Origin of the sequence: Alteromonas antoniana (assembly GCF_019249295.1) — a bacterium.
GTDB classification, from domain to species: Bacteria; Pseudomonadota; Gammaproteobacteria; order Enterobacterales; family Alteromonadaceae; genus Alteromonas; species Alteromonas antoniana.
On sequence record NZ_JAESDH010000063.1, the window covers coordinates 1 to 1930 of the forward strand.

Annotated in this window: 2 protein-coding genes; both read left to right on the plus strand. The window is 42.5% G+C overall.

The genetic code is table 11. The features are described from left to right. Positions 1–535: 535 nt before the first annotated feature. Positions 536–1027 (plus strand): hypothetical protein, encoded by a 492-nt coding sequence (locus JKP77_RS22040; protein WP_218313324.1) that lies wholly within the window; start codon positions 536–538, stop codon positions 1025–1027. 116 nt (positions 1028–1143) lie between these two features. After that, positions 1144–1758: an FMN-binding negative transcriptional regulator gene (locus JKP77_RS22045; RefSeq protein WP_218313325.1), complete on the plus strand. Its 615-nt coding sequence runs from the start codon at positions 1144–1146 to the stop codon at positions 1756–1758. Positions 1759–1930 lie beyond the last annotated feature (172 nt).

Below are 1930 nucleotides of genomic sequence, written 5' to 3' on the forward strand. Positions count from 1 at the left end.
GCCAAAGTCTGGGCCTCACTTTACCCATCTTTGAAAAAATTGTGGGGAATTTAGGGAAGAATTATCCATACAAACAAATTATGGCGTGCGCCAGGGCGCACTGGGACGCTAACACGCAGGCGGCTTCGCCATTTTCGCCTGCGCGTTCGCGCCCCATATTTGGGTGTTATATGCCAAGTTGAAAAAGGATACTTTGTTATGAAGTTTACAAGGATTTTAGGGACTTTTTTAGGCCTAGTATTTACGTGTACTTATGGCTATATTTTTCTCTCTGAGCATCTATCCGCACTAGGCAGCGTTATAGGCTTTTTGGTGGGTATTTTGTTTATTATATTCGGTATCACTGGCAAAGATTCAGTTCAGTGGCTGTTTAAAAAGCTTACTGGCAGTAACTTTAGCAATGGCATATAACAAACAAATTATGGCGTGCGCCAGGGCGCACTGGGACGCTAACACGCAGGCGGCTTCGCCATTTTCGCCTGCGCGTTCGCGCCCCATATTTGGGTGTTAGCCACTTACAAGGAAGTAATTATCAATGAGTGAACCAAATAACAAGTTTGGTGAAGAACGTCGCCAAACTACCCCTGAGCAGCAGGAAAAGTATCTTGAGCGTAAAAACGCATTTAGAATCGACTATCGGCAACGAATCGATATCTTTTCAAAATCTGTATTGTTGTTTTCTGCAGGTGGATTAACCATCTCCATGTCAATGTTCTTAAAAAAGGATGGACCATTTATTTCGGACACAGTTTTGCATGATTTGAAACTGGCCTGGGGACTTCTTTTATATACCATTATTTCTTTTTGCTGCTGCCATTACGTCATGATTCTCCAAGGCCAATATGTCAATAAGAATTGGGACGGTAAACTCCCATTAGGAGATGACCAAATCTCTGGAAATAGAACAATGACTGTTTTTAGAGCTTTTATTGGGATAATAGGTAGTTCTGGCTTTATCACTTTCATCTTAGGTCTTATTTCGCTTGTCCTAGCAGCCTTGGAAACCATTGATAAAGTAAGCGGCTAACAAACCAAGTCAGCGGGACACTAACACGTAGGCTCCCGTCACTTCGTTCCGTATTTTAGCCTACGTGTTATTGCCCCTGCTTGGGGCGTTAGCTGCCATTAGCATTAAGGATTTGAATGTACACCCCAAAAAACATGGAAATGCCAGATATTCATTCAATTAGCGCGTTTATATCGGAGTTTGGTTTTGGTACGTTAATCACACAAGATTTGGAGGCAACGCGCCTTCCTCTAATTTTTGATACCTCAGAAAATGAAAGTGGCTGCATAATTGGGCACATGGCTCGAGTTAACCCACAATGGAAAGATTTATCCGGAAAGAAAGTATCTGTTCTATTTAATGGGCCGCACTCATATATTTCCCCTACTTGGTATTCTTCAAAGCCAGCGGTTCCAACATGGAACTACGCGTCAGTGCATTGTTTTGGAATATTTCATGAACTGGATGCAACTGAAACGCATAGAGCAATAAACTCATTGGTTCATAAGTACGAGCCTGAGATACTAGATAGCTCAGAACTCATGCCGCAACAATATATTCAAAGGTTATTAAAGGCCGTGGTCGGTTTTAAAGTGGTTGTAACCGAAATTCACGGAAAAGAAAAACTGGGTCAGCACAAGAAAAGCGAAGATCAAGTTGGCGTTTATGAAGCATTACTTGGTAGCCAAAACAACGATTCAGTTCAGCTCGCAAATTATATGAAACAGCGAGGAGTGGGCCATGGAAGCTAACAAAACGCTGTTGACGCTCACTTCGCTCGCTGGGACGCAAACATGCAGGGCCGCTTCGCTATTATGCCCTACTTGTCTGCGCCCCAAAGCTTAGTGTTAGCTACCCAGTTTTGACTTTGGAGTAACATGAGATTTTTCATTTTATTAGCATTAGCATGTTGCTGTATTGAAT